Annotated in this window: 22 protein-coding genes; 12 read left to right on the top strand and 10 right to left on the bottom strand. The window is 66.9% G+C overall.

Annotation, left to right across the window (positions count from 1 at the left end; genetic code table 11):
• The first annotated feature begins 93 nt into the window (after positions 1–93).
• The 7 genes from LNV23_RS08090 to LNV23_RS08120 all read left to right on the top strand — a co-directional run bounded on the left by LNV23_RS08090 (position 94) and on the right by LNV23_RS08120 (position 8,331).
• A complete protein-coding gene (locus tag LNV23_RS08090) occupies positions 94–972 on the top strand; it encodes an EI24 domain-containing protein (RefSeq protein ID WP_263562510.1) in 879 nt (292 codons plus the stop codon).
• Complete coding sequence (locus tag LNV23_RS08095) at positions 969–1,763, top strand: competence/damage-inducible protein A (protein WP_263562511.1); 795 nt, start codon at positions 969–971, stop codon at positions 1,761–1,763. The genes LNV23_RS08090 and LNV23_RS08095 overlap by 4 nt, the downstream gene beginning before the upstream one ends.
• A 299-nt stretch (positions 1,764–2,062) precedes the next feature.
• On the top strand, positions 2,063–3,478 hold the full coding sequence (gene glnA, locus LNV23_RS08100) for a type I glutamate--ammonia ligase (protein ID WP_263518355.1): 1,416 nt from the start codon (positions 2,063–2,065) through the stop codon (positions 3,476–3,478).
• A gap of 174 nt (positions 3,479–3,652) precedes the next feature.
• Complete coding sequence (locus LNV23_RS08105; protein WP_263562512.1) at positions 3,653–4,231, top strand: hypothetical protein; 579 nt, start codon at positions 3,653–3,655, stop codon at positions 4,229–4,231.
• Positions 4,232–4,288: 57 nt separating this feature from the next.
• Positions 4,289–5,434 (top strand): nitrogen regulation protein NR(II), encoded by a 1,146-nt coding sequence (gene glnL, locus LNV23_RS08110; protein WP_411910554.1) that lies wholly within the window; start codon positions 4,289–4,291, stop codon positions 5,432–5,434.
• A 14-nt stretch (positions 5,435–5,448) separates the two neighbouring features.
• On the top strand, positions 5,449–6,954 hold the full coding sequence (gene ntrC / locus LNV23_RS08115; protein WP_263562513.1) for a nitrogen regulation protein NR(I): 1,506 nt from the start codon (positions 5,449–5,451) through the stop codon (positions 6,952–6,954).
• 90 nt (positions 6,955–7,044) lie between these two features.
• On the top strand, positions 7,045–8,331 hold the full coding sequence (locus LNV23_RS08120; protein WP_263562514.1) for a solute carrier family 23 protein: 1,287 nt from the start codon (positions 7,045–7,047) through the stop codon (positions 8,329–8,331).
• Positions 8,332–8,340: 9 nt separating this feature from the next.
• On the opposite strand, the gene LNV23_RS08125 is transcribed toward LNV23_RS08120, so the two are convergent.
• Entirely contained in the window at positions 8,341–9,312 is a 972-nt protein-coding gene (locus tag LNV23_RS08125; RefSeq protein ID WP_263562515.1) for an MBL fold metallo-hydrolase, read from the bottom strand.
• A gap of 72 nt (positions 9,313–9,384) precedes the next feature.
• Here LNV23_RS08125 and def point away from each other — a divergent pair, with 72 nt between their 5' ends.
• Positions 9,385–9,921 carry a peptide deformylase gene (gene def, locus LNV23_RS08130; protein WP_263562653.1) on the top strand — a complete coding sequence of 179 codons (537 nt, stop codon included), beginning with the start codon at positions 9,385–9,387 and terminating at the stop codon, positions 9,919–9,921.
• Positions 9,922–10,036: 115 nt separating this feature from the next.
• Positions 10,037–12,016 (top strand): DUF6600 domain-containing protein, encoded by a 1,980-nt coding sequence (locus LNV23_RS08135; protein WP_263562516.1) that lies wholly within the window; start codon positions 10,037–10,039, stop codon positions 12,014–12,016.
• Between the two features lie 92 nt (positions 12,017–12,108).
• On the opposite strand, the gene LNV23_RS08140 is transcribed toward LNV23_RS08135, so the two are convergent.
• The gene (locus LNV23_RS08140; protein ID WP_263562517.1) at positions 12,109–12,750 is read right to left on the bottom strand and encodes an arylesterase; all 642 of its coding nucleotides are present in this window, start codon (positions 12,748–12,750) and stop codon (positions 12,109–12,111) included.
• Between the two features lie 72 nt (positions 12,751–12,822).
• Between LNV23_RS08140 and LNV23_RS08145 the strand changes: the two genes are divergently transcribed.
• The gene (locus LNV23_RS08145; RefSeq protein WP_263562518.1) at positions 12,823–13,536 is read left to right on the top strand and encodes an ABC transporter ATP-binding protein; all 714 of its coding nucleotides are present in this window, start codon (positions 12,823–12,825) and stop codon (positions 13,534–13,536) included.
• A gap of 9 nt (positions 13,537–13,545) precedes the next feature.
• Here LNV23_RS08145 and LNV23_RS08150 read toward each other — a convergent pair whose 3' ends face one another.
• The 6 genes from LNV23_RS08150 to LNV23_RS08175 form a co-directional block, all read right to left on the bottom strand.
• Entirely contained in the window at positions 13,546–14,106 is a 561-nt protein-coding gene (locus LNV23_RS08150; RefSeq protein ID WP_263562519.1) for a DUF2062 domain-containing protein, read from the bottom strand.
• A gap of 196 nt (positions 14,107–14,302) precedes the next feature.
• A complete protein-coding gene (locus LNV23_RS08155) occupies positions 14,303–15,106 on the bottom strand; it encodes a peptidylprolyl isomerase (RefSeq protein WP_263562520.1) in 804 nt (267 codons plus the stop codon).
• 59 nt (positions 15,107–15,165) lie between these two features.
• The gene (locus LNV23_RS08160; RefSeq protein ID WP_263562521.1) at positions 15,166–15,441 is read right to left on the bottom strand and encodes a BolA family protein; all 276 of its coding nucleotides are present in this window, start codon (positions 15,439–15,441) and stop codon (positions 15,166–15,168) included.
• Positions 15,438–16,106, bottom strand: coding sequence for a septation protein A (locus LNV23_RS08165; RefSeq protein ID WP_263562522.1), 669 nt, complete (start codon positions 16,104–16,106; stop codon positions 15,438–15,440). Before LNV23_RS08165 ends, LNV23_RS08160 begins: the two co-directional genes overlap by 4 nt.
• Before the next feature lie 49 nt (positions 16,107–16,155).
• Positions 16,156–16,575, bottom strand: coding sequence for a peptide-methionine (R)-S-oxide reductase MsrB (gene msrB, locus LNV23_RS08170; RefSeq protein ID WP_263562523.1), 420 nt, complete (start codon positions 16,573–16,575; stop codon positions 16,156–16,158).
• The gene (locus tag LNV23_RS08175) at positions 16,572–18,131 is read right to left on the bottom strand and encodes a protein adenylyltransferase SelO (RefSeq protein ID WP_263562524.1); all 1,560 of its coding nucleotides are present in this window, start codon (positions 18,129–18,131) and stop codon (positions 16,572–16,574) included. Before LNV23_RS08175 ends, msrB begins: the two co-directional genes overlap by 4 nt.
• Before the next feature lie 117 nt (positions 18,132–18,248).
• Between LNV23_RS08175 and prsT the strand changes: the two genes are divergently transcribed.
• Positions 18,249–21,101 (top strand): XrtA/PEP-CTERM system TPR-repeat protein PrsT, encoded by a 2,853-nt coding sequence (prsT, locus tag LNV23_RS08180; protein WP_263562525.1) that lies wholly within the window; start codon positions 18,249–18,251, stop codon positions 21,099–21,101.
• Between the two features lie 6 nt (positions 21,102–21,107).
• Here prsT and LNV23_RS08185 read toward each other — a convergent pair whose 3' ends face one another.
• Both LNV23_RS08185 and LNV23_RS08190 read right to left on the bottom strand, forming a co-directional pair.
• Entirely contained in the window at positions 21,108–22,352 is a 1,245-nt protein-coding gene (locus tag LNV23_RS08185; RefSeq protein ID WP_263562526.1) for an esterase/lipase family protein, read from the bottom strand.
• A 75-nt stretch (positions 22,353–22,427) separates the two neighbouring features.
• Positions 22,428–23,453, bottom strand: coding sequence for a DUF3667 domain-containing protein (locus LNV23_RS08190; protein ID WP_263562527.1), 1,026 nt, complete (start codon positions 23,451–23,453; stop codon positions 22,428–22,430).
• Positions 23,454–23,696: 243 nt separating this feature from the next.
• Here LNV23_RS08190 and LNV23_RS08195 point away from each other — a divergent pair, with 243 nt between their 5' ends.
• Positions 23,697–25,793, top strand: a complete 2,097-nt coding sequence (locus LNV23_RS08195; RefSeq protein WP_263562528.1) for a 3-hydroxyacyl-CoA dehydrogenase NAD-binding domain-containing protein — start codon at positions 23,697–23,699, stop codon at positions 25,791–25,793.
• The last annotated feature ends 63 nt before the right edge of the window (positions 25,794–25,856 follow it).

Consider the following 25,856-nt stretch of genomic DNA (forward strand, 5'->3'; position numbering starts at 1 on the left):
TGAACAAGTGAACAGGTGAACAAGGCGCCGTGATCGAAAGCTCCATCCACGATTCACCCATTCACCCATTCACTTCTCCTCCCCCCCCCACCCATGCCCGTCCAATCCTTCAGCCGCGTCGCCGATGCCTTCTGGCGCGCGGCCGCCTACTGCCTGCATCCGCGGGTGATCGCCTTGTCCCTGCTGCCCTTGCTGCTGGCCGCGGCCTTGGCGCTGGGCCTGGGTTATTTCTTCTGGGAGCAGGCGGTGGCCGGGGTGCGCGCCACGCTGGAGTCCTGGCGCTTGATCGAAACCCTGCTCGGCTGGCTCAGCTATGTCGGTCTGGGCGGCTTCCGCTCGGCCTTGGCGCCTTTGCTCGTCTTGGCCCTGAGCTTGCCGGTGGTGGTGGTGTTGAGCCTGCTGCTGGTGGCACTGCTGCTGACGCCGACCGCGGTCAATCTGGTCGCCCAGCGTCGCTTTCCGCTGCTGGAGCGCAAGCGGGGTGCTGCTTTTGTGCAGTCGCTGCTCTGGTCCCTGGGCCACGCGGCACTGGCCTTGCTGGCTTTGCTGATCAGCCTGCCTTTCCTTTTCATCCCGCCCTTGGTGCTGATCCTGCCGCCGCTGATCTGGGGCTGGCTCGGCTACCGGGTGTTCGCCTATGACGCCCTGGCCGAACATGCCTCGGTGGCTGAGCGGCGTCAGCTGCTGCGCCTGCACCGCCTGCCATTGCTGGGTCTGGGTCTTCTCACGGGCTATCTGGGTGCGGCGCCGGCTGCCATCTGGGCCTTCGGCGTGATGGCCGTGGCTCTGGCACCTTTGTTGATCCTGGTGTCGATCTGGCTCTACACCTTGATTTTTGCCTTTTCCTCGCTGTGGTTCAGCCACTACTGCCTGGCCGCACTCCAGGAGCTGCGTCAGAGCCGCAACGCCGGCGCCGCCCCCGTCGAGCTGCTGACGCCCATCCCATCCCTGCCTAGGCAAGAAGAGTCATGAAAATCGGTTTGATCATCATTGGCGACGAAATCCTGTCCGGCAAACGCCAGGACAAGCATCTGTCCAAGTTCATCGAGATCCTGGCCGCGCGCGGCATGAGCCTGGACTGGGCTCAGTACTTGGGCGACGACCGCGCCTACATCAGCGCCCGGCTGCGTGAGGCCTTCGCCAGCGGCGATCTGGTGATCAGCTGCGGCGGCATCGGCGCCACGCCCGACGACCACACCCGCCAGGCCGCTGCGGCCGCCCTGGACCGCGAACTGTTGCTGCACCCGGAGGCGCGCGCGCTGATTTGGGAACGCATCCAGAACATGGCGGCGGAGAAGGGCGAGACGGTCGACCCCGAGCACCCCGACACCCTGCGCCGCCTGGAGATGGGTGTGTTCCCGGTCGGCGCCGACATCGTTCCCAACCCCTTCAACAAGATCCCGGGTTTCTCGGTCGGCACGGTCTATTTCGTGCCGGGCTTTCCGGTCATGGCCCACCCGATGATGGAGTGGGTGCTGGACCAGCGCCATGCCGACTTACAGCGCCCTGTGCAGCGCCAGGAACTGTCCCTGATCGTCCAGGGCGCGATGGAGGCCAGCCTGACGCCGCTGATGGAGCGGGTGGAGGCGGGCTTCCCCGGCATCAAGGTCTTCAGCCTGCCCAGCGTGGACCACCCGCAGTGGGGCCGCCACATCGAGCTGGGCGTCAAAGGCCCGGCCGAACAGATGGATGCCGCCTACCAGGCACTGAAAAGCGGCGTGATCCAATTTGGTGCTGTCGTGAGCACTGAATTGGTGCGTTGAGCGACGCCGAATCGCACCGTTTTGGTGATTGAACGTGAAAACTCGCTCGCTCGCCCTGTTCCCGAGCCTGGGGTCGGACCATAATCCCGCAGCTTCGGCGGCTCTGTGCGCCGGCGCGGTGCGGCAGCTTGGGCTGTGTGCCCGTCTGCATGCGCAGTGCGCACCGGAGTGCCGCAAGCTGGCACACAAACTGCTTTGTTGAACTGGCGCGGCCTGTGTCTGACGGCGCAGTGCAAGCCAAACAAATACCTACGCATCCGCAAGCTTTCTCCCGCTACTTACCCGTTTAGGAGTTTCTGATGGCCAAGACCGTCGCCGACGTGATGAAGATCGTCAAGGAAAACGAAGTCAAGTTTGTTGACTTCCGTTTCACCGACACCCGTGGCAAGGAACAGCACGTGACCGTGCCGGTTTCGCACTTCGACGAAGACAAGTTTGTCTCCGGCCATGCTTTCGACGGCTCGTCCATCGCTGGCTGGAAGGGCATCGAAGCCTCGGACATGCTGCTGATGCCCGATCCGAACACGGCCAATATCGACCCCTTCTTCGAAGAGCCGACCCTGATCCTGTCTTGCGATGTGGTCGACCCGGCTGACGGCAAGGCCTATGAGCGCGACCCGCGTTCGCTGGCCAAGCGCGCCGAGGCCTATCTGAAGGCCTCGGGCCTGGGCGACACCGCCTACTTCGGTCCCGAGCCTGAGTTCTTCATCTTCGACTCGGTGCGCTGGTCCAACGAGATGTCGGGTTCCTTCTTCAAGATCGAATCCGAAGAAGGCGCTTGGAACACCGGCAAGGAATACGAGCACGGCAACACCGGCTACCGTCCGACCGTCAAGGGCGGCTACTTCCCCGTGCCCCCGGTCGACAGCGGCCAGGACATGCGCTCGGAGATGTGCCTGATCTTGGAACAGCTGGGCATCCCGGTTGAAGTGCACCACCACGAAGTGGCAAACGCCGGCCAGATGGAAATCGGCACCCGCTTCAGCTCCCTGGTGGAGCGCGCCGACTGGACCCAGCTGCAGAAGTATGTGGTGCAGAACGTGGCTCATGCCTACGGCAAGACCGCCACCTTCATGCCCAAGCCCCTGGTGGGCGACAACGGCTCCGGCATGCACGTGCACCAGTCGGTCTGGAAGGACGGCAAGAACCTGTTCGCCGGTGACGGCTATGCCGGTCTGAGCGACTTCGCCCTGTACTACATCGGCGGCATCATCAAGCACGCCCGCGCCCTGAACGCCATCACCAACCCTGGTACGAACTCGTACAAGCGTCTGGTGCCTGGCTACGAAGCGCCGGTCAAGCTGGCTTACTCGGCCAAGAACCGCTCGGCCTCGATCCGCATTCCTTATGTGGCCAACCCCAAGGGTCGTCGCGTTGAAGCACGCTTCCCCGATCCTTCGGCCAACCCCTACCTGTGCTTCGCAGCGTTGCTGATGGCTGGTCTGGACGGCGTGGAAAACAAGATCCATCCGGGCGAAGCCGCCACCAAGGATCTGTACCACCTGCCGCCGGAAGAAGACGCCCTGGTGCCCACCGTCTGCCACAGCCTCGACCAGGCCCTGGAAGCGCTGGACAAGGACCGTGCCTTCCTGACCAAGGGTGGCGTGTTTACAGATGCTTACCTTGACGCCTACATCGAGCTGAAGATGCAGGAAGTGACCCGTCTGCGCATGGCCACGCACCCGGTCGAGTTCGACATGTACTACGCCCTGTGATGGCTGCCGGCCGCCAGCGTGCTGATCGGTGCGCTGAAGGCCGGGCTTTCACGAGCCGCCAGGCTCATCTCGAAGGACGGCTCAGGCCGTCCTTTTTCGTGGCCGCAGCGTTTGCCGGCTTTCGGCCGCGCACTTGCGCGCTTGGGCCGGCCGCGCTTGGGCCACAATCTCGCCATGTTGAACCGATCTGCTCCGCCGATGCCCGCCTACCGCTCGATGCGTCGCACGATGCGCCGCACGGATCCGCTGGTTTGGGCCGTTTGCTCGCTGTCGGCCTGGGCCGCAGCGGCGCAGGCCCAGGGCACGGTCTATCGCTGCCCCGGCCCGCCGGTGCTTTACACCGATGCCGTGTCGGCCAAGGAAGCCCAGGAGAAGGGCTGCCGCACGATCGAAGGCTCGCCCATCACCATCCTGCAGGCTCCCAAGCCGCGGGCAGGAGGCAACGGCAATGCAGGCCGTGCTGATGCAAGCCCACCGGCGCGCGCCAGCAGCGACGGCGGCCGGGTCGACCCCAACCAGCAGCGCAGCCGCGACGGCGAACGTCGGCGTGTGCTGGAAACCGAGCTGCGCGAGGCCGAGGAACGCCTGGCCACGACGCAGCGTGAATACGCCGGCGGCAACGCCGAGCGACGCGCCGACGAGCGCAATTACCAGCGCTACCTGGACCGCATGGCCGAGCTCAAGGCCAGCATCGCGCGTCAGGAAAGCGATGTTGCGGCGCTCAAACGCGAAATCAGCAAGCTGCCGTCCTGAGGCCCGGTGTGTCGCGCCGGCTCCGGGGCCGCGCAGCCGCACTCAGGAGTTGTTGTCATGAGCCCAAGCGCTCCCACGCCCCTCGGGGCATTTCAAGGGGCCGAGCGCACCCCGCCGGCTTTTGATGCGCTGGACATGCTGGCCACCATGGTGGCCGTGGTCCGGCCCGATGGCGAATGCCTGTTCGCCAACACGGCCTTCGAGAACGTCATGGGCCTGTCGCGCCGCGCCGTGCAGCGCAGCAGTCTCTACGACTGGTTTGCCGAGGCCGGCCGCCTGCGTGACACGGTTGAGGGCGTGGCCCGCAATGCCTATTCCAGCAGCCGCTTCGATGCCTTGCTGCGCCGCGGCGTGCGGCCGCACGAGGTGCTGGTGCCGGTGCATGTGATCGTTTCGCAGCTGGAGGCCGGTTCGGCCACGCCGCGCGGTGGTGACCTGGTCTTGATCGAGCTGATCGAGAACGCCCAGCAGACTCGGCAGGACCGTGAGGAGCGCACGCTCGACCAGGTGCAGGCCACCAAGGAGCTGACGCGCAATCTGGCGCACGAAATCAAGAACCCGCTGGGCGGCATCCGCGGCGCCGCGCAGCTGCTGGCCATGGAGCTGGCACCCACCGAGTTAGGCCCTGAGCTCAGCGAGTACACGCAAGTCATCATCCACGAGGTCGATCGCCTGCAAAGCTTGGTCGACCGCCTGCTCGCGCCGCACCGCCACGCGCCGGTGGTGGCCGATGTCAACATTCACGAGGTCTGCGAGCGCGTGCGCGCCCTGGTGCTGGTCGAGCATCCGCGCGGCCTGGTGATCAAGCGCGACTACGACACCTCGCTGCCCGACTTCCGCGGCGACCGCGAACAGCTGATCCAGGCCGTGCTCAACATCGTGCAGAACGCTGCCCAGGCCTTGCAATCCCGCATGGCGGCGGGCGACGCCTCCATCACCTTGCGCACTCGGGTGGCGCGCCAGGTGACCATTGGTAAGCAGCGCTGGCGCTTGGCATTGGAATTGCATGTCGAGGACAACGGCCCCGGAATTCCGGCCGAGATCCGTGATCGCATCTTCTTTCCCCTGGTGTCGGGGCGAGAGGGCGGTTCCGGCCTCGGCCTGACGCTGGCGCAGACGATCGCCCAACAGCACCAAGGCATGATCGACTGTGAAAGTGAACCGGGCCGGACTGACTTTCGCATCACCTTGCCCCTGCCCTAGAGGGAACCAGCCGCATGAAATCCATCTGGGTTGTCGACGACGATCATTCCATCCGCTTCGTGCTGGAGAAGGCCTTGAGCCGCGAGGGCCTGCCCGTGCGCACCTTCAGCAACGCCCGCGATCTGCTGGCTGCGCTGGAGGAGGACAGCCCGCAGGTGCTGGTGTCCGACATCCGCATGCCCGGAGGCTCAGGTCTTGACCTGCTTGCCAAGGTCAAGGCTCGCCTGCCGCATCTGCCCGTCATCATCATGACGGCCTACTCCGATCTCGACAGCGCCGTGGCAGCTTTCCAGGGCGGCGCCTTCGAATACCTGCCCAAGCCCTTTGACCTGCCCCGTGCGGTCGAACTGATCCGCCGCGCCCAAGAAGAAAGCCAGCGCGAGGCCGTTGCCGACGAGGCCGCCGCGCAAGTGCCCGAGATGCTGGGCCAGGCCCCCGCCATGCAGGACGTGTTCCGTGCCATCGGCCGCCTGAGCCAGAGCCATGTGACGGTGTTGATCACCGGCGAGTCGGGCTCGGGCAAGGAACTGGTTGCGCGCGCTCTGCACAAGCACAGCCCGCGCGCTGAGGGCCCCTTTGTCGCCATCAACACGGCGGCTATCCCCAAGGACTTGCTGGAGAGCGAACTCTTCGGCCACGAGCGCGGCGCCTTCACCGGCGCCCAGGCCACACGGCGCGGTCGTTTCGAGCAGGCCGACGGCGGCACGCTCTTCCTCGACGAAATCGGCGACATGCCGCTGGAGCTGCAGACGCGGCTGCTGCGCGTGCTGTCCGACGGCCAGTTCTACCGCGTCGGCGGCCACAGCCCCTTGCGCGCCAATGTGCGCGTGATCGCAGCCACCCACCAGAACCTGGAGTCGCGCGTGCGCCAGGGCGCCTTCCGCGAGGACCTGTTCCACCGCCTCAATGTGATCCGACTGCGCCTGCCGCCGCTGCGCGAGCGGCGCGAGGACATCGGCGTGCTGGCGCGCTTTTTCCTGCAGCGCAGCGCGACCGAGCTGGGCGTCGAAACCAAGCGCCTCAGCGAAGCCGCCCTGGCTCAGCTGCTGGCTTTTGATTTCCCAGGCAATGTGCGCCAGCTGGAAAACATCTGCCACTGGCTCAGCGTCATGGCGCCCAGCCAGGTGGTGGAAGCTAAGGATCTGCCTCAGGAATTGTTGCAAGCTGGTACATCAACCGAGCTGACGCTGGAGCGCAGCGAGGACGCGCCGGCGACCTCAGGCGAGGCTTCTGCTGCCGCCGCGCCTCAATCTGGGGCGCATGCGCCGGCCGCTGCGCCCCTGCCTGGTGCAGCCGTGGCCAGCGAAGCCTGGGTGATGGAAGTGGCCCGCGAGGCGCGCCGCTTGCTGGCTGCTGGCGAGCCTGAGGTCTGGGAGCTGCTGAGCCGCCGCTTCGAGGCCAGCCTGATCACCGCCGCGCTGGAGCTGACCCACGGTCGCCGCATCGAGGCGGCGCAAAAGCTGGGCATCGGCCGCAACACCATCACGCGCAAGATTCAGGAACTGAACCTGGACGTGTGAGGCCCATCCGGGCTGCGTGCAAGCCCTGGGTCGTCGCGGCAGCTGGCCTCACTACACTGCGGCGTCAAGACACGATGGAGCGCATGCAGCATGAGCCGACTTTTCCAATGGCGTGAGGTGCCGGCCCAAGACGGGCAAGCGGTACAGACCGATGAACGCCTGCCCTGGCCGCAGACCCTGGCCATGGGCTTGCAGCATGTGATCGCCATGTTCGGCGCCACCGTGCTGGCGCCCCTGCTGATGGGCTTCGACCCCAATGTCGCCATCCTGATGAGCGGCATCGGCACCCTGATCTTCTTCCTGATGGTGGGCGGCCGCGTGCCTAGCTATTTGGGGTCGAGCTTCGCCTTCATCGGCGTGGTGATCGCTGCCACCGGCTACACCGGCTCGGGACCTAACGCCAATATCGGGCTGGCACTGGGCGGCATCATCGCCTGCGGCGCGGTCTACTTTGCCATCGGCGCCCTGGTGTCCTGGTTGGGTACGGCTTGGATCGAGCGTCTGATGCCTCCGGTGGTCACCGGCGCCGTGGTGGCCGTGATCGGCCTGAACCTGGCCGCCATCCCGATCAAGAACATGGCGCCCACCGGCTTCGATGCCTGGATGCAGGGTGCCACCTTTCTGAGCGTGGCCCTGGTGGCGGTGTACAGCCGAGGCATGGCCCAGCGCCTGCTGATCTTGTTGGGCTTGCTGGCCGCCAGCCTGCTCTACGCACTGCTGACCAATGGCCTCGGTCTGGGCAAGCCGATCGACCTTTCGGGTGTGGCCAATGCCGCCTGGGTGGGCCTGCCGCGTTTTGCCAGCCCGGTTTTCGAGCCCCAGGCCCTGCTGCTGATCGTGCCCGTGGTGGTGGTGCTGGTGGCCGAAAACCTCGGTCACCTGAAAGCCGTCAGCGCCATGACCGGCCGCAATCTCGACGCCGACATGGGCCGCGCCTTCATGGGCGACGGCCTGGCCACCATGGTCAGCGGTGCCGCCGGCGGCACTGGCGTGACCACTTATGCCGAGAACATCGGCGTCATGGCCGCCACCCGCATCTACTCCACCGCCATCTTCGTGATCGCTGGCCTGCTGGGCGTGCTGCTGGGCTTCAGCCCCAAGTTCGGGGCGCTGATCCAGGCGATTCCGCTGGCCGTGATGGGCGGCGTCAGCATCGTCGTCTTCGGCCTGATCACGGTGGCCGGCGCCAAGATCTGGGTGGACAAGCAGGTGGACTTCAGTGACAGCCGCAATCTGCTGGTGGTCGCCATCACCCTGGTACTGGGCACGGGCGACTACACCTTGAAGCTGGGCAGCTTTGCGCTGGGCGGCATCGGAACTGCCACCTTTGGCGCCATCCTGCTGTACGCCTTGCTTTCTTTCGGCCGCAAGGACTGAGCCTTTTCTTCAGGCCGCGGCCGCGCGCTTGTCGAGGTAGACGCCCAGGCCCTGGGCGTTGAGCTCGATGTCCATCTCCAGCAAGCCCAGCTGTGCCACCAGGCTTTGCGTGCAGCCGTGGGCATGCAGGCGCGGCAGGTAGATGGCCTCCAGCCCGGTTTTCAGAAAAGCGTGGCGCTCGGGGCTGGCGCCGAACGGCGCGGCATGGGCCAGGGCCACCATCTCGTCGATCTGCGCGCGCAGCAGCTGGCCCAGGCGCTGCACCTCGGCTACGCTGCTGCCGACGCGGCTGTAGTGGGTCAGGAACATCTGCGTGGGCTGCAAAGCCAGCAGGCGATCCATCGAGGCTTTCAGTGCCTCGGGCTCGAACTGCACCGGCGTGCTGGTCGGCAAGGCCCAGGCGCCTTGCGCGGTGTCGAACTCGCGGTAGCTCAGGCCGAAGGTGTCGCCGGTGAAGCAGCCGCGGCTGTGCGCGTCCCAGATGCAGTGGTGGTGTCGCGCATGGCCAGGCGTGTCCAGCAAGAGCAGGGGGCGGCCGGCCAGATGCAGGGTCTCGCCATCGCTGCTGGCCTGGGCCCGCTCGGCCGGCACCGGCACGAGGCGGCCGTAGGAGCGCTGCATCTCCGCCTCGCCGTAGACGGCCTTGGCACCCATGTAGAGCGCGGTCGGGTCGATCAGATGGCGCAGGCCACGCGGATGCACCACCAGGCGTGCCTGGGGCAGGGACTGCATCAGCAGGCCCACGCCGCCGGCATGGTCCAGATGCACATGGGTGGGGATCACCCAGTCCACCGCCTCCGGGCCCAGGCCCAAGTCGCCCAGTGCCGCCAATAGGCGCGGCACGGCGTGGTTGGTGCCGGTGTCGATGAAGGCGGCGCGGCCTGCCTCCACCAGCAAGTAGGCGGCGTCGAACTGAGGGCGCTGAAAGCCGGTGTCGATGGCATAGATGCCATGGCCGAGGGGCTGGACAAAATCGTGCATGGCGGGGGTGTCTCCGGACTCACTTCTAGAATCCGCCCACCTTAACTGATCTGAAACGTGAGCGACGCTGCCATGGCCGTGCATGAAATCCTGAAGATGGGTGACCCGCGCTTGCTGCGCGTGGCCCAGCCGGTCACGAACTTCGGCACGCCGGAGCTGCGCGACCTGATCGCTGATATGTTCGAGACCATGAAGGCAGCCAACGGCGCCGGCCTGGCCGCGCCGCAGATCGGTGTGGACCTGCGCCTGGTGATCTTTGGCTACCAGAGCAATGTGCGCTATCCGGACGCGCCGCCCGTGCCGCCGACCGTGCTGATCAACCCCGAGATCGAGCTACTCGGCGCGGCCGATGAAGAGGGCTGGGAAGGCTGCCTCTCAGTGCCCGGCCTGCGCGGCGTGGTGCCGCGCCATGCGCGCCTGCGCTACCGCGGCTTTGACGCCGAAGGCCAGGCCTTCGAGCGCGAGGCCGAAGGCTTCCATGCCCGCGTGGTCCAGCATGAGTGCGACCACCTCGACGGCGTGCTCTATCCCATGCGCGTGCGGGACTTCAGCCGCTTTGGCTTCACCTCGGTGCTGTTCCCGGAGCTGGACCCGGCTGCAGACGACTGAGACGCACCTTTCGGGTGCGTGGCCTGCACCTCGCACGCCGCTGTGGTGATTGTTTGTAAAGACGGTCCTCCGCGGCAGCAGACTGCGCGTTGAGCTGTGGTCACAGGAGCTTGTCATGAAAGTTGCCGCCCGAAATTTGTTTGCCACAGCTGCGCTGGCCTGGGCCTGGCGCAGCTGGCTGTGTCTGGCCTGCTTGGTGCTGGGCCTCAGCGCTTGGCAGCCGGCCCACGCCCAAGCCGCGCCAGGCAGCGACCCGCCGACGCGTGCCGGCCGCGTCTCCGAAGTCATTGGCGAGGCCTGGCTGTTCGACGCCGAGAACAAGGAATGGACGCGCGTGATGCGCAACCAGACCATCTCCGAGGGCGACCGTCTGCGTACCGACGATCGCTCGCGCGTCAGCCTGCGCGTCGGCTCCAGCAGCTTCTGGCTCGATGAGCGCAGCGACCTGGAGATCAGCCAGCTCGACGAGGGCCGCGTGCTGCTGCTCCTGGCCAAGGGCGATATGGGGCTGCGCCTGCGTTCGCAGGAAGCGGTCAGTGAATACAAGGTGATGACCCGCGAGGGCTTGTTCTTCGCCGAGCGCGAGGGCTTGTACCGCGTCGAGCAGATGGACCGCGGCAGCCGTGGCTTTGCCCTGCAAGGCCGTTTGCGTTTTGAATCGAGCAAGGGCGAGGGCACGCTGCCGGTCTGGCTGCAGGACGGCGAGCAGGCAGAGTTCTGGTGGGCCGGCGGCCCGCGCACCGAGCGCCAGCGCCTTCAGGGCGATGGCTTCATTGACTGGCTCACCGCACAGAGCCGCAGCGAAGGCGATAGCGTCAACGCAGGCCTGAGCCAGCGCTATGTCTCGCCCGAGATGACCGGCGCGGAAGATCTGGATCGCCATGGCCGCTGGGAACAGTCGCCCGAGTACGGCGCCGTCTGGTTCCCTTCCGTGGTCGTGGCCGACTGGGCACCGTATCGCTACGGCCACTGGGCCTGGACGCGCCACTGGGGCTGGAGCTGGGTGGACGATGCGCCCTGGGGCTTCGCGCCTTTCCACTATGGCCGCTGGGTCAGCTGGAATGGCCGCTGGTGCTGGTCGCCGGGCCGTTATGTGGCGCGCCCGGTCTATGCCCCGGCTTTGGTGGCCTGGGTGGGTGGCCCAGCGGTGTCGGTGGGCATCAGCATCGGGGGCGGCGCTCGCCCGCCGCGCCCGCATTACGGCTGGTATCCGCTGGCCCCGCGTGAAGTTTATGTGCCGGGCTTCCGCCACAGCCCGGGCTATGTCCAGCGCCTGAACAACCATTTCGATCGCGACCCCGTGACCGTCAACAAGCCGCGCAGCAACCGCGAAGTCGGCGGTGCCATCAGCTATCTGCCCGGTGCCGGTGGACCGGTCCGTGCCATGCCGGCCGCCGACAGCGGCCCGGTGCGGCCCTTGCCTGCGGCTCCGGCGCGCCAGGAGCTGGCCACGATGCTGCCGCAGCGGCCCGCCATGAGCCCTGAGGTCCCGGCTGGACGCAGCGCGGCCGATGTGCCTTGGCGCAATGACAACCCGCTCGCCAATCGCCACCGTGATCAGCAGGTCCCGCGTGAGGAGAGGGAAGCGCGTGAACAGCGCGTCGGACCGCAGCGTGGCGAGCTCAGCGCTCCGGCACCGCAGAGCTCGGGCGGCCCGGCCGATCTGCCTTGGCGCGGTCGTGACCGTGACCGTGACCGTGCAGCGCCGCCGGTGCAAGCGCAGCCCCAAGCTCCGGTGCAGCCGGCCCTGCCGTCGAACATGCCCTGGGCCGATCGTCCGGGAGCCGACCGTTCCGAACGGGCCGGCCCGCAGCGCCCGGATCGTGGCGACAGCCGCATGGAGCGTCAGATGGAGCGTCCATTCGAGCGCCCGGTGGAGCGCCAGGCTGAACGACAGATGGAGCAACGCCCAGTCGAGCGTCAGCCCGAACGCATGCGCTCGGCCGAGCCTTCTTCTCTGCCCATGCGCCAGGCGCCAGCGCCGCAGCCGCAAGCTCAGCCGCAGCAGCCGAGCAAGAGTGAGTCACAAGGCCCGCAGCGGGAGCGTGGCAACTCCGACGGGCCGCCGCGCCGCAACGGCGAGCGGGAGCGCTGAGAGGGCAAGCCGCCTCCGGTTGACTCTTGATCGCAGCGCCTCTGCCGGCCCTTGGGCCGCAGCGGCGTTTTTCTTTCTCCGTCGCTCTGCGCTCACAGCAAGGGTTTGAGCACCGGCCAGACCTGGTCCAGCATCAGTGGATGGGCCTTGGCCAGGGGGTGGATGCGGTCGGCCTGGAACCAATCCTGGGCATCCGGCCGCTCGGCAAAACCGGCCAGTAAGAAGGGGGTCAGGGCCACTTTCTCGGCCTTGGCCACTTCGCTGAACAGGCCAGCGAATTCGCGCCCATAGCTGGCGCCGTAGTTCGGCGGCACCTGCATGCCGAGCAACTGCACCTTGGCGCCGGCCGCCTTGCCCGCGCGCACCATGGCGAGCAGGTTCTCGCGGCTGTTGGCCAGAGGCAGGCCGCGCAAGGCGTCGTTGCCGCCGAGTTCGATGATGAGCACGGCGGGTTGGTGCAGCTTGAGCAAGGTGGCCAGGCGGGCACGGCCGCCGGCCGTGGTGTCGCCGCTGATGCTGGCGTTGATGACGCGGTAGCGGCGCCCCTGGGGCAGCTTCTGCTCTGCCAGGCGTTGCTCCAGCAAGGCCACCCAGCCTTGGCCGCGGCTGAGGCCGTATTCGGCGGACAGGCTGTCACCGAGCACCACCAGCGTGCGCTCGTCGGTCTTTGTCTGTGCGCTGGCAAGACCCGCGAGCCCACTGCCCGCGATGCAGACGCTACAGTGCAAGGCCATGCGCAGTGCTGCCCGCCGGGCCGCTTGCGCGACGGGCTCTGCTTTTCTGTCCTTCATTCTTTGGGTTCCGCCATGTCCGAAATTCTTGTGGAAGTCGATCACATCAACAAACGGGTGCAGGACGCGACCGGCGAGCTGGTGATTCTGCATGACATCAGCTTCAGCCTGCGGGCACAGGAGTCGGTGGCCATCGTCGGTGCCTCGGGCTCAGGCAAGAGCACCTTGCTGGCCATCCTGGCCGGGCTGGATACACCCAGTGCCGGCACCGTGCGCCTGCGCGGGCAGGACTTGTTTGTCCTCGATGAAGACCAGCGCGCCGCGGTGCGCGGCGCCGAGCTGGGCTTTGTGTTCCAGAGCTTCCAGCTCTTGCCCAATCTGACCGCGTTGGAGAACGTGATGCTGCCGCTGGAGCTGCGCGGCGAGCCGCAGGCGCGCAGTCTGGCCACGCAGATGCTCGGCCGGGTGGGGCTGTCCGAGCGCCTGGGCCATTACCCGCGCGTGCTCTCTGGCGGTGAACAGCAGCGTGTGGCCCTGGCGCGCGCCTTTGTCGTGCGGCCCGCCTTGCTCTTGGCCGATGAGCCCACCGGCAGCCTCGATTTCGCTACCGGCGCGGCCGTGATGGAGCTGATGTTCGAGCTGAACCGCGAAGCGGGCACGACCCTGGTGCTGGTCACCCATGATCCGGCGATTGCGCGTCGCTGCCAGCGTCAGCTGCGTATCGAGGCCGGCCGCCTGGTCGAACAAACCACGACGGAGCTCCGGGACGAAGCGACGGCCGCCGTCTGAGCGCCGCGCTCAGGCCGCGCGTGCGCGCTGACGCAGGCGCCGCCAGCGCTCGCCGCGGATGACGGCCCACCAGCCGATGTAGACGACCACATAGGCCGCTGCACCCAAGGCCAGGCCGGCCAATGGCAAGCCAATCAGCAGTGGCTCACCGAGCGCCTGCACCCAGGCCCAGGCCGAGGGCAGCCAGCTCGCAGGTTCGCTCCAGGTGATGGCCAGCATCTCCGGCGTGGCAATCGGCCCGCTGTGCCCCGAAGCCAGGCGACCGAGCGCGATGGCCAGGCTCCAGATCGGCACCAGGGTGAAGGGGTTGGTCAGCCAGGTCGCCGCAATGGCCGCGGCGACATTGGCGCGACAGATGATGGCCAGTACGGCCGCCAGCACCATCTGCGTCGGCAGCGGAATGACGCCGATCGCCAGGCCCACGGCCACGCCCAAGGCGACCCGACGCCGGTGCGCCACCCACAGCCAAGGGCGTGGGGCGAGGTAATGGCCGAGCCAGCGCAGGCCCGGTGTCTGGGCCAGAGTGTCTGGGTGAGGCAGGACGCGGCGGGCGAGACGGGATGCGGGCAAACGAAACCTCGGATCGATCGGTGAACGACGTGCCCTTGGCCGCAAAAAACCCGCGGAAAGCCTGAGGGCCTTGCGCGGGTAGGGTCTGGCTGGGCCTGACGGTACGGCGTGTGTGGACGGACAAGAAGACGTGGTGCCTGTAAGCGCGGTCAGCGTCGGAGCCGACGGCCGCCTGAGCTCGGCACCGCGGGCCTCATCAGTTGGCGAACTTGTAGTCCGTCTTGGCCTTGCTCTTCAGCTCTTGCTGGTAAGCGCCGACCTTCTGCTGCTGCAAACGCTGGACGATCTGGGCCTTGACATCGTCGAAAGCCGGGAACTGGGCTTCGCGGGTGTCTTCGACCTTGATGATGTGGTAGCCGTACTGGGTCTTGACCGGGGTGTCAGTCATTTCGCCCTTCTTCAGCTTGGTGATGGCTTCGGCGAATTCGGGCACATAGCTGCTGGCCTTGGCGAAGTCCAGATCGCCACCGTTGGCGGCGGAGCCGGTGTCCTTGGAGTTCTTGCTGGCCAGTTCTTCGAACTTGCCGCCAGCCTTGATCTGGGCGATCAGGGCCTTGGCGTCTTCTTCCTTCTCGACCAGGATGTGGCGGGCGCGCACTTCCTCGCCGCTGTTCTGGGCCTTGAACTTGTCGTACTCGGCCTTGGCATCAGCGTCGGTGACCGGGTTCTTCTTGGCGTGGTCGGCGAACAGTTCGCGGATCAGGATGCTCTGGCGGGCCAGCTCCATCTGAGCCTTGTAGTCGGCGCTGGCCGGGATGCCGCGCTTCTCGGCTTCCTGCATGAAGATTTCGCGCAGCACGACTTCGTCCTTGACCTGGTTTTCCAGCTCAGGCGTGCGGGCTTGCTGGCCGCTCTTGGTGACTTGGCTGATCAGCTGTTCGGCGCGGGCCTTGGGCACCGCTTTGCCGTTCACGATGGCGAGGTTCTGCGCGCTGGCCGACATGGGCAGGAGCGCAGCGGACAGGGCCGCGACGGAGGCGGCGAGCACAAACTTCTTCATGGGTAGGGCTTTGGGCTAAAAAAATGCGCCGTATCGGCGCTGATCGATTTCGAGATGAATCAGTTCTCTTGGGGTGTGCTGGCATCAATCGCCAGCGCGTGGATGCCTTGCTGCATCAACTCACCCAGCGAATGATATACGAGCCGATGGCGGGCCACGCGACCCAGCCCAAGGAAGCGGCTGCTGCAGATTCGCACCGTGTAATGGCCACCTTCCCGGGCACCGGCGTGGCCGGCATGCAGGTGGCTGTCGTCCTGGACTTCCAGGCGCTCAGGGCTCAGCGCGGCCTGCAGGCGCGCCGTGATGATCTCGCTCAGGGCGGGGTGCGTGCTCATGGTTGCGTCTCGGCTTCATCGGCCTTCGCGGGTTCGGCCTTGTCGTCCGGCAGTTCGGGCAGATGGCGGCTCAGGTAGAAGCCTTGCGCGACCGTGAACACCAGGATCAGGCCGGTAACACCAAAGACCTTGAAATCGGCCCAGCTCGAGGTCGAGAAGTTGTAGGCGACGTAGAGGTTGACGATACCGAGGGTGGCGAAAAACAGCACCCAGGCGCGGTTCAAGTTTTGCCACACCGCAGCCGGCAGCTCCAGTTCAGCCCCCAGCATCTTCTGGATCAGGTTTTTCTTGAAGAACTGCACCGAACCCCAGAACACCAGGGCCATGCCCCAGTAGAGGCCGGTGGGCTTCCACTTGATGAAGGTCTCGTTGTGGAACCAGATGGTGGCGCCGCCCAGGGTCACGACCAGGGCCAGGCTGATCCAGAGCATCAGGTCGATCTTCTTGCCGCGCAGCTTGAGGAACAGCGCCTGCGCCAGGGTGGCCACCATCACCACCAAGGTGGCCAGCAAGACCGCCGCCTCCTCGGTGCCGACCTTGCCGCCTGAGACCATGAAACCGAAATGCTCGGTGGCAAAGGCCGCGGCCCAGTCTTTGTGGCTGTCCGCGTACTTGAAGGTGGCGAAGAACAGGATCAGCGGCAGAAAGTCGAGCAGAAGCTTCATGGGCAAGGCGGGCCGGCGTGGCTCCGCAGTAAGGGCGGCCTGGAGGAACTCAGGTCCGGGGCGCGAAGTCTATCGCGGCCGAGTTGATGCAGAAGCGCTCGCCGGTCGGCTCGGGGCCGTCGGGGAAGACATGGCCCAGGTGGGAGCCGCAGTTGTTGCAGCGCACTTCGACGCGCACCATGCCGTGGCTTTCATCGACGATGCGCTCGATCAGCTCTGCATTGACCGGGGCCCAGTAGCTGGGCCAGCCGCAACCGGCGTCGAACTTGGTGTCCGGCTCGAACAAGGGCGTGCCGCAGCCGACGCAGCGGTACAGGCCGTTCTTCTCGAAATGGTCCCAGTACTTGCCGGTGAAGGCGCGTTCGGTGCCCGATTGCCGGGCCACTTGGTATTGCATGGGGTCCAGCTGGGCGCGCCATTCGGCCTCGCTCTTTTGAACCGGGTAGGTCTTGATGCTCTTGTCGCTCATGATGAACAGGACACTTCCAGGGTTTGAGCCCAGTCGGGCGGGAAGGCCGCGTCGCTGGCCTGTGTGGGGTCGTCGAAGGGCCGCTGCAGGACCTGGAGCAGGCGCTGCGTCTCGGAGAAATCTCCGGCCTGGGCGGCGCGGATGGCGTCCTCGGCCAGATGGTTGCGCAGCACCACGGCCGGGTTGACCGCACGCATGGCTGCCTGGCGCGGCCCGTCCTGGCTGGCCTCCGCCTGCAGGCGCTGGCGGTAGCGCTGGGCCCAGGCGTCGAAGGCTTCGCGGTCCAGGAACAGGTCGCGCAAGGCGCCGGGGTCATCGTGCAGGCCGAATCGGCTGAGCCGGCGGTGGGCAATGGTGTAGTCCACCTGGGTCGCGGCCAGCAGGCGCAACCAGTCGTCGATCAGGGCCGTGTCTTCGGTCTGCTCGCTGAGCAGGCCCAGCTTGGCCCGCATCAGGGCGGTGAAGTGGTCGCTGAAGGCCTGCTTGTAGGGCTCGATCGCATCGAGCGCGCGCTCGCTGGCAGCCTCGGGATCCTCACCCTCGTTCTGGATCAAGGGCAGCAGGGCCTGGGCCAGGGCATGCAGATTCCAGAACGCCATGCTGGGCTGGCGGGCGAAGGCATAACGGCCTTGGTGGTCGGAGTGGTTGCAGATGTGGCCCGGGTTGAAACCGTCGAGGAAGCCGAAGGGGCCGTAGTCGATGGTCAGGCCCAGCATGGACATATTGTCGGTATTCATCACCCCATGGCAGAAGCCCACGGCCTGCCACTGGGCCAGCAAGGCGCCAGTCTGCCGGGCCACCCGCTCCAGCAAGGCCAGATAGGGCTCGCTCGCCGCGCGGCAATCGGGCGCGTGCAAATCGATGAAGTGATCGGCCAGTTGGCGCAGTTCCTGGTGCTGCTGGCGGTGTGAGAAATGCTCGAAGTGGCCGAAGCGCAGAAAGCTCGGCGCCACCCGGGTGACGATTGCCGCGGTCTCCAAGGTTTCGCGCCGCACTGGCAGGTACGAGGCCGTCAGGGCCAGGGCGCGGGTGCTGGGGATGCCCAGCGCATGCATGGCCTCCGAGCAGAGGAATTCGCGGATGGAAGAGCGCAGCACCGCGCGGCCGTCGCCGCGGCGCGAGTAGGGCGTGAGGCCGGCGCCTTTGAGCTGTAACTCGAGGCTGCCGCCCGGTGTGGCGATCTCGCCCAGCAGATGGGCGCGGCCGTCGCCGAGCTGGCCAGCCCAGACGCCGAACTGGTGGCCGCTGTAGACGCTGGCCAGCGTGCGCATGCCGGGCCAGGCCGCATTGCCGCTCAGCACCTCCAGGGCGTTCCAGTCCTCGCGCTGCCACCAGTCCTCGGGCCAGCCCAGCTCGGCCGCGCTGGCCGTGCTCTGCGCCACCCAGACCGGTTGGGGCAAGCCTTGCGGCGGCAGCTCGGTATGGAAGGCCGGGCCTAGGGCTGCGAAGCGGTTTAGCCAGACCTCAGGCGGCGGCACCCGGCCCGCTTGGTTGGCAGAGAAATGCTCGGCATCGCGAGGCGAATTGGCCGGTGAAACGAGGTCTGGAGCAGGCATCGGGCCAGTGTAGCCAGCCGGACCCGCCCCTATACTTTGCCGGCCATTCCTTGGCTCCAGCCGCCCTGTCAGCGGCGGGGCCGGTTTCTTCAGCCTCAGACCCATTGCGCCTATCCCATGTCCACTCCCAAGCTGATTGCCACCAGTGTCCTGACCGCCTGTCTCTTGGCGGCCTGTGGCGGAGAGAGTTATGACAGCCTGATGGCCTCAGCCCGGGGCTCGATGGGCAAGGGTGACCACAAGACCGCCATCATCCAGTTGAAGAATGCCCTGCAGAAGTCGCCTGAGGCGGCCGAGGCGCGTTTACTGCTGGGTCAGGCCTTTCTGGCCGCCGGTGACAGCCGTTCGGCCGAGGTGGAGCTGGGCAAGGCTTTGGCCCTGAAGGCGTCGGCCGACCAGGTGCTGCCGGTTTTGGCACGGGCCATGATTGCCAATGACTCTTACAAGGCCTTGATTGAGCAGCATGGCAACACGCGGCCCGGCGATGCCAAGGCGCGTGCTGATCTGCTGACCTCGTTGGCGATTGCCTATGAATCCACCGGCGCCCAGGACAAGGCCAGTGCGGCAATCGCCGAGGCACTCCAGGCCCAGCCCGATTTCCCGGCCACCCAGATCCTCCAGGTGCGCATGAAGGCCCGTGATGGCGACTTCGCGGGCGCACTGCAGATGCTGGACTCGCTGCTGCAGCGTGAGCCCAAGCTGGCCGAGGGCTGGCGCCTCAAGGGTGACATCCTGATGGTGACGCGCCGGGTCGAGTCCGCGCAAGCCCAGGCGGCAGCCGCCAGCGCCGGCAAACCGCTCGACAAAGCCGAGGACAGCAAGGCGGCCGAGGCCGGTGGCCAGGCTGCTGTGGCGGCCTACCGCCAAGCTCTGGCTCTGCAACCCGGCGATGTGTCCGCGCACACTGGCCTGCTCAACCACTGGCTGGACAGCGGTGATCTGCCGGCCGCGGCCGAACAGCTGGCCGCGCTCAAGAAGGTGCTGGCCGGCCATCCGCAAACCCTGTATTTCGAGGCCTTGCTGACCTTCCGTCAGCGCGAATTTTCCAAGGCGCGCGAGCTCAGCCAGCAACTGCTCAAGATGGCGCCCGAGAATCCCTTGGCCCTGCAGCTGGGCGGAGCGATCGAGTTCGAGCTCAAGGGCTATGTGCAGGCCGAGGAGTATCTGGGCAAGGCGCTCAAGATTTCCCCCAATCTGGGGCTGGCCCGGCGCATGCTGACCCAGGTCTATCTCTTGACCGGTCGGCCGGCCAAGGCCGTGGCGGCGCTGCAGCCCCTGCTGCAAGGCGCGTCGCCCATCGATGCCCAGCTCTACTCGCTGGCCGGCGAGGCCTACCGCCAGAATGGCGACGACAAGAAGGCGGCCGGCTATTTCGCCCAGGCGGCCAAGCTCAACCCGGCCGACACGCGCAGCCGCACCCAGCTGGCTCTGGGGCGTGGCGCCAGCGCCTCGGCAGAGGACGTGCTGGCGGAGCTCAAGAGCATTTCCGACTCTGACCCCAGCACGGTGGCTGATGTGGCCCTGATCCGCGCCCATCTGCAGCGCCGTGATCTGGACAAGGCGCTGGCCGCCATCGCCGTGCTGGAGCGCAAGCAGCCGGACAAACCCATGGCGCACAATCTGCGCGGCCTGGTGTTCCTGGCCCGGCGCGACACGGCCGGAGCTCGCAAGAGCCTGGAGCAGGCCCTCAAGATCGACCCCAAGTTCTATCCGGCCGCGGCCTTGCTGGCTTCGCTGGACATCAATGACAAGCAGCCGGCGGCAGCCAAGCAGCGCTTCGAGACCTTGCTGGTGGCCGACCCGGACAATGTCAATGCGCAGCTGGCGCTGGCCGAGCTGGCCGAGCAACGCGGCGCACCCAAGGCCGAGATCGAGGCCATGATCAACAAGGCCATCGCCAGCAAGCCCAGTGCCGCGGCGCCGCGTGTGGCCTTGATCGATTTCCAGCTCAAGGAACGCAATCTCAAGGCTGCGCTGAGCGCCGCCGAGCAAGGCATTGCCGCCATGCCGGAAAGTGCCGACTTGATGGAAGCGCAAGGCCGGGCCCGCACCGTGGCCGGTGAGTACCAGCAGGCCTTGGAGTCCTTCAACGCCCTGTCCCGCGCCATGCCGCGTTCGCCGCTGCCGTCGCTGCGCCTGGCCGAGGTCTATGCCGCGCTCAAGAAGTACCCGACCGCGATCAGCAATTTGAAGCATGCGCTGGAGCTGTCGCCCGACAACCTGGTGGTCCAGCGCCGGCTCGGCGAGCTGCAGCTGGCCAATGGCGAGCCCAAGGAAGCGCTGGCCACGGCAGCCCTGATCCAAAAGCGCGCGCCAGCCTCGCCGCTGGGCTACAGCCTCGAAGGTGATGTGCAGGCCAACCAAAAGGCCTGGCCGGCGGCCGCCGCCGCCATGCGCCGCAGCCTGGAGAAAGCGCCCGATCCGGCGGTGGCGAGCAAGCTGCACCTGGCCCTGAGCCTGGGCGGCGCCAAGGCCGAGGCCGACAAGCATGCGCAGGACTGGCTCAAGGCCCACCCGAACGACGCCGAGTTCCTGTTCTACCTCGGCGGCGTCGAGCTGAATCAGGGCCAGCTGGCCGCGGCAGAAGGCCGCTTTGCGGCGGTGCAGAAGCTGCAGCCCGAGAACCCGGCCGTGCTCAACAACCTGGCCTGGTTGGCCATGAAGCTGAACAAACCGGGCGGCTTGGCCTTGGCCGAGAAAGCGGTGCAGATCGCGCCCAAGCAGCCGGCCTTCCTGGACACCTTGTCCTCGGTGCTGGAGGCCGACAACAAGCTGCCGCGCGCGATCGAGGTGCAGGTGCAGGCTTTGGAGCTGCAGCCGCAGAACCACGATCTGCGCATGCGCCTGGCCAAGCTCTACCTCAAGGCCGGCGACAAGCGCCTGGCCGCGGTCGAGTTGAACCGCCTGGCCACCAGCGGCAAGCAGTACGGCAACCAGGCCGAAGTGCAGCAGCTGCTGCGCGGCCTCTGACGCGCTTTACTTCGCTTTCGCGGGCGAAGGCGCCAGCCAGGCCAGCAGCTGCTGGCTGACTGCCGGGTTGCTGAGCAGCTGCAGATGACCGCAGCGGTATTGGATGTTGCGGGCCTCGGGCGCAAAGTCCAAGCGCAAGGCCGGATCTTCGTGCTCGCCGAGAGCGCTGCGCAGCGGCACCAAGCCGTCGCCCAGCAGCCGGTCGGCCATGGGGCTGCGCTTGGCAGCCGTGGTGCCCGCCACCGTGTAGCAGGCGATGCCGGCCGGCAGGGGCAGGGGTTGATGCGGCAGATGGCCGGCGGCAAAGCGGTCGCGGCCCTGCCAGTCGGCGTCTTGGACCAGGCCGTGGCGCAGGTCGGTGATGCCGGCGCTGCGCAGCTGGCCCAGGCGGGCCAGTGGCGCACTGTGCCGGTTGCTGCCCAGCAGCAGGTCCACCCAATGCCCGGCCCGCTCCAGCGGCGCGCCCTGGTGCGGGGAGCCCAGAAAAACCAAGCTGTACAAGCGCTTGAGCCAGCCCAGACGTGCCACTTGCGCCAGCTGCACCGCGCTGCGTGCGACCAGACCACCCATGCTGTGGCCGACGATGGTGATGCGTTTCACCGGCACCGGCCAGGCGTCCACCGTTTGCTGCAGCAGTTGCGCCAGGTCCCGGCCGTTCTGCGAGATGTGGCGGCCTGAGTTGTAGCGCAGGTAAAGCCGGCTGGCGCCCAGGGCGCGGGCCAGGATCTCTCCGTGGTCATGGGCTTGGCCGGTTTCAGTGTCTTCGCTTCTCCATTGCAGATCGTTCATGCACAGGCCGTGGATCAGCAGCAAGAGGTGGCCCGTGGCTTGCTGGCTGCTGGCCTCGGGCTGCTGCACGCTCATGGTCAAAGCCAGCGGGTTGCCACTGTCGGCCAGATGGTCGCCCATCACGCCGTTGAGCACAGCCAGCAGCGCCAGGCGCTGGGGCGAGGGTTCGGATAGGGCCTTGGATTCATCCGCTGGCCAGGCTGCCAGCAACTGGTCGACACCCTGACCCAGCAAGCGGGTGCTGCCGCGGATGCTGCGGTAGACCAGGCCGGTCAGGCCAGCGCTGCGGGTCTTTTCCTCTTCGCGCCGGCCTTGCATCCCCAGCCGTGACCAGACGGCCTGGTGCATGCCCTCGACGATGTCGGTCACGCCCAGCGTGCCCTGGGTGGCCAGTTGGGCCAGGCCGCGCAGCTCGCTGGCGCTCAAGAGATGGGTGGCCTTGCGGCGGGGGCGTGTGGACATGGCTGGGCGGGCGGATGACAAGAGATCACGCCGCGCCCGCGCATTGTGAGCGGCCCGCAGAGGCCGTGCCTAGGCTCAGCTCACCAGAGTGGCCAGGAAAAGCAGGGCCACGGTCAAGGTCGTCACGAAGAGGTTGAGCAGGGCCAGCAGCGCGGCACGCAGCAGGGTGCTCCACCAGCGGGTGCGGTAAACCCGCTGGATGGCGACCAAGGGGTAGACCATGGTGGCGAGCCAAGCGCTGCCTTGTAGGCCGCTGAGCGGCACCAGCATCAGCATCAGCATGGCAAACCAGAAGGCGTGCAAATGCAGGGCGAAGACCAGGTGCTCGGTGTAGCGCAGACGCTTGTCCATGAAGATCAGCTTCAGCCACAAGGCGAAGGCGGGCAGCAGCGCAAACATCGTGGCGCCCAGATTGTTCAGGCTGCGCAGGATGACACCGAGGATTTCCTGCTTCAGGTGCTCTCGACCATGGGCCAGGCGTTTTTCCAGGCGCTTGCACATGGATTCGGGCAAGCGCTCGCAGAAGAATTTCTTGTTCTTGATGCCAAAGCGCATGCCAGCCAGGCCGCCGACCTGGAAGTTCTGCTCTTCGTCGGGTTCCAGTTCCACCACCGAGGGGCGTGCTTTGGCGGTCGGCGCAGGCGGCCGTGCAGACCCAGACGCTGGCGCCGAAGCAGCGGCTGCCGTCTCCGCGGCTTCGCGTGCGTCGCTTTCGGCCTGGGCCTCCAATTGCGGCGCGGTCACGAGGCGCAGGACCAGCAGGGCCAACACGCTGATGGTCAGGTACAGGCGCAGCGGCAGCACATAGCGGCGGCGCCGGCCGGCGAAGTACTCCAGCGTCAGCTGTCCGGGCAGCAGGAAGAGGCGCCAGAGCGTGCGCCAGAGCGCGCCTTCCATGGAGATGTAGGCGCCTCCCAGTTGCTGACCGAACTCACCCAGCGTCGGCGCGCGCAGGCGCGATTCCTGCCCGCATTCCCCACAGTAGTTCGGCCGCGGCTCGGCAAAGCGGCTGCCGCAGTTGGGGCAGAGCGCCGGATCGCTGGGGATGTCGGGGTGCAGTGCTGCGGCAAGAAACCGAGGAGTACGCAGTGAAAGACGCATAAGTTTGGATTCTGGAAGGCCGCGCATATTAGGCGCAAGCCAGACGACTCGGGCTAACCCTGATCCGGATGCGACAACCCGCCCGGGTGCATCTGCCTAGAATCGAACGATCGTTCTTTTTTGGGGTGAACAGGTGAACAGGTGAATCGCTAATCGTGAATCGTGAAACACAGACCCTGTCCACGAATCGCCGCCTCTTCACCTGTTCACCCCCAAGCCACCCACCATTCACCACGCACGCCCATGTCCACCCTCTACGAAGTCCGCGGCAGCACCGCTGTCATCACCCTGAACAATCCGCCGGTCAACGGCCTGGGCCTGGCGACACGCCAGGCCATCGTCGCTGCCATCGAGCGGGCCGAGGCGGACCCGGCCGTCACGGCCGTGGTGATGACGGGCGCCGGCGCGGCCTTCTCGGGCGGGGCCGACATCAAGGAGTTCGGCAGCCCCAAGGCCATGAGCGAGCCCAATCTGCCCAGCGTGGTGGCCTTGGTCGAAGCCTGCAGCAAGCCGGTGGTGGCGGCCGTGCACAGCGTTTGCATGGGCGGTGGTCTGGAGCTGGCCCTGAGCTGCCACTACCGCGTGGTGGCCGCCGGCACCAAGGTCGCCTTGCCCGAGGTGAAACTGGGCCTGCTGCCCGGCGCCGGCGGCACGCAGCGCCTGCCGCGTGCCCTCGGTGTCGAGGCGGCGCTGAACCTGATCGTCAGCGGCGAGATCGTGGCGGCCGAACTGCTGGCCCAGGTGCCCGGGCAAAAGCTGTTCGACCGGGTGGTGGCCGGCGAGGTCTTGGAGGCGGCCCTGGCCTTTGCCGGCGAGATCGCCGCGCAGCGCCCGCTGCCGCGCGTGCGCGATCTGCCGGCCACACATGCCAACCCTGAGGCCTTCTTCCAGTTCGCTCGAAACATGGTGGCCGCGCAGAGCCGCAACTTCCCGGCGCCGCTGCGCTGCCTGGAGGCGGTGGCTGCGGCCGTGAACCTGCCTTTCGAGCAAGGCCTGCGCGCCGAGCGCGAGGGCTTTGCGGCCCTGATGATCACGCCCGAGTCCAAGGCGCTGCGCCATGCTTTTGTGGCCGAGCGGGCGGCGTCCAAGATCGCCGATCTGCCGCCCGGCACGCCGCTGCGCGAGATCCGCCAGGTGGCGGTGATCGGCGCCGGCACCATGGGCAGCGGCATCGCCATGAATTTCCTCAACGCCGGCCTGCCCGTCGTGCTGCTGGAAAGCCAGGCCGAGGCGCTGGAGCGCGGCCTGGCCCGCATCCGCGGTGCTTACGAGGCGCAGCTGAGCAATGGCAAGCTCAAGCAGGACAAGCTGGACGCGCGCCTGGCCCTGCTGCGCGGCAGCCTCAGCTATGCCGACATCGCCGAGGCCGACCTGGTGATCGAGGCGGTGTTCGAGGATCTGGCCGTCAAGCGCCAGGTCTTCGAGCAGATCGACGCCGCGGCCAAGCCCGGTGCCATCCTGGCCTCCAACACCTCGACCCTGGACATCAACACGATTGCCGGATTCACCCGCCGCCCGCAGGATGTGCTGGGCCTGCATTTCTTCAGCCCGGCCCAGGTGATGAAGCTGCTGGAGGTGGTGCGCGGCGCGGCCACCGGCCACGATGTGCTGGCCACCGCCATGGCCCTGGCCAAGAAGATCCGCAAGACGGCGGCGGTGGCCGGTGTCTGCGACGGCTTCATCGGCAACCGCATGATCGAGCAGTACGCGCGCCAAGCCGGCTTTCTGCTGGACGAGGGCTGCTCGCCCGAGCAGGTGGACCGCGCGGCCGAGGCCTTTGGCTTCGCCATGGGCCCCTTCCGCATGAACGATCTGGCCGGCAACGACATCAGCTGGGCCATCCGCAAGCGCCGCGCGATCGAGCGGCCCGAGCAGCGCTATTCGCAAAGCGCCGACCGCCTGTGCGAGCGCGGCCGCTTCGGCCAGAAGACCCAAGCCGGCTGGTACGACTATCGGCCCGGCCGGCGCGAGGCCCTGCCTTCGCCCGAGGTGGCAGCCTTGCTGGCCGAGCACCGCGCCGCCCTGGGCCTGCAGCCGCGCCAGATCCGCGATGAAGAGATCGTCGAGCGCCTGGTGCTGGCCCTGGTCAACGAGGGCGCCCGCCTGCTGGAGGAGGGCATCGCCCAACGCGCTTCGGACATCGACATGGTCTACCTCAGCGGCTATGGCTTCCCGCTCTGGCGCGGCGGCCCCATGTGCTATGCCGACAGCCTGGGCCTCTTCAATGTGCTGCAGACCATGAAGCGCCTGGCACGCAACCCGCAGGACGATGCGGCCTTCTGGGAACCCGCGCCCCTGCTGCAGCGCCTGGTGGCCGAGGGCAAGAGCTTCAACAGCTGACAACCCCTCCAGCCTTGACCACTGCCTAGCCCTCCACACCTCAAGAATTTCGGAGCTGAATCG

Source organism: Kinneretia sp. DJ1R-11, from assembly GCF_025717595.1.
In the GTDB taxonomy this organism is placed as follows: domain Bacteria; phylum Pseudomonadota; class Gammaproteobacteria; order Burkholderiales; family Burkholderiaceae_C; genus Paucibacter_A.

Excerpts from the sequence above, each read along its gene's own strand:
- glnL (WP_411910554.1), top strand. The coding sequence starts at position 4,289 with ATGAGCCCAAGCGCTCCCACGCCCCTCGGGGCATTTCAAGGGGCCGAG.
- LNV23_RS08125 (WP_263562515.1), bottom strand. The coding sequence starts at position 9,312 with ATGCACGATTTTGTCCAGCCCCTCGGCCATGGCATCTATGCCATCGAC.
- LNV23_RS08090 (WP_263562510.1), top strand. The coding sequence starts at position 94 with ATGCCCGTCCAATCCTTCAGCCGCGTCGCCGATGCCTTCTGGCGCGCG.
- glnA (WP_263518355.1), top strand. The coding sequence starts at position 2,063 with ATGGCCAAGACCGTCGCCGACGTGATGAAGATCGTCAAGGAAAACGAA.
- LNV23_RS08190 (WP_263562527.1), bottom strand. The coding sequence starts at position 23,453 with ATGCGTCTTTCACTGCGTACTCCTCGGTTTCTTGCCGCAGCACTGCAC.
- ntrC (WP_263562513.1), top strand. The coding sequence starts at position 5,449 with ATGAAATCCATCTGGGTTGTCGACGACGATCATTCCATCCGCTTCGTG.
- LNV23_RS08140 (WP_263562517.1), bottom strand. The coding sequence starts at position 12,750 with ATGGCCTTGCACTGTAGCGTCTGCATCGCGGGCAGTGGGCTCGCGGGT.
- LNV23_RS08095 (WP_263562511.1), top strand. The coding sequence starts at position 969 with ATGAAAATCGGTTTGATCATCATTGGCGACGAAATCCTGTCCGGCAAA.
- msrB (WP_263562523.1), bottom strand. The coding sequence starts at position 16,575 with ATGAGCGACAAGAGCATCAAGACCTACCCGGTTCAAAAGAGCGAGGCC.
- LNV23_RS08195 (WP_263562528.1), top strand. The coding sequence starts at position 23,697 with ATGTCCACCCTCTACGAAGTCCGCGGCAGCACCGCTGTCATCACCCTG.
- def (WP_263562653.1), top strand. The coding sequence starts at position 9,385 with ATGGCCGTGCATGAAATCCTGAAGATGGGTGACCCGCGCTTGCTGCGC.
- LNV23_RS08185 (WP_263562526.1), bottom strand. The coding sequence starts at position 22,352 with ATGTCCACACGCCCCCGCCGCAAGGCCACCCATCTCTTGAGCGCCAGC.
- prsT (WP_263562525.1), top strand. The coding sequence starts at position 18,249 with ATGTCCACTCCCAAGCTGATTGCCACCAGTGTCCTGACCGCCTGTCTC.
- LNV23_RS08155 (WP_263562520.1), bottom strand. The coding sequence starts at position 15,106 with ATGAAGAAGTTTGTGCTCGCCGCCTCCGTCGCGGCCCTGTCCGCTGCG.
- LNV23_RS08160 (WP_263562521.1), bottom strand. The coding sequence starts at position 15,441 with ATGAGCACGCACCCCGCCCTGAGCGAGATCATCACGGCGCGCCTGCAG.
- LNV23_RS08105 (WP_263562512.1), top strand. The coding sequence starts at position 3,653 with ATGTTGAACCGATCTGCTCCGCCGATGCCCGCCTACCGCTCGATGCGT.
- LNV23_RS08135 (WP_263562516.1), top strand. The coding sequence starts at position 10,037 with ATGAAAGTTGCCGCCCGAAATTTGTTTGCCACAGCTGCGCTGGCCTGG.
- LNV23_RS08165 (WP_263562522.1), bottom strand. The coding sequence starts at position 16,106 with ATGAAGCTTCTGCTCGACTTTCTGCCGCTGATCCTGTTCTTCGCCACC.
- LNV23_RS08145 (WP_263562518.1), top strand. The coding sequence starts at position 12,823 with ATGTCCGAAATTCTTGTGGAAGTCGATCACATCAACAAACGGGTGCAG.
- LNV23_RS08120 (WP_263562514.1), top strand. The coding sequence starts at position 7,045 with ATGAGCCGACTTTTCCAATGGCGTGAGGTGCCGGCCCAAGACGGGCAA.
- LNV23_RS08175 (WP_263562524.1), bottom strand. The coding sequence starts at position 18,131 with ATGCCTGCTCCAGACCTCGTTTCACCGGCCAATTCGCCTCGCGATGCC.